General features: G+C 48.6%; 1 protein-coding gene. It reads left to right on the top strand.

Annotation, left to right across the window (positions count from 1 at the left end; translation table 11 throughout):
* Positions 1–313: hypothetical protein (locus M0R16_13230; protein ID MCK9613834.1), on the top strand; the 313-nt coding region annotated here is incomplete at both ends.

The raw sequence follows: 313 nt of genomic DNA on the forward strand, positions 1-313 counted from the left end.
GAGGGAGGTTGTGGCAGCGGATCGTCAATAGGTAGTGGAAATAGTGTTACCATTACCCGATCATTAACTTCTAATACTACTTATTATTGCCGGTGGGAATCGAATTCCTGCGGTAATAGTGGGTGTGCAAGTGCTACTGTTACTGTTATTTCCAACCCCACGGCACCCACAAGTGTTAGTGTATCACCTTCCACCATCTGTTCCGGCACTTCAACCGACTATACGCTTACCTATACTGGTGGTGACGCCGGTGGTAGCGGAGGAAAATTCTATTGGTACGAGGGTAGTTGTGGCGGAACCCCTGTTGCATCCA

This window comes from Bacteroidales bacterium, from assembly GCA_023228145.1.
Taxonomy (GTDB): Bacteria; Bacteroidota; Bacteroidia; order Bacteroidales; family CAIWKO01; genus CAIWKO01.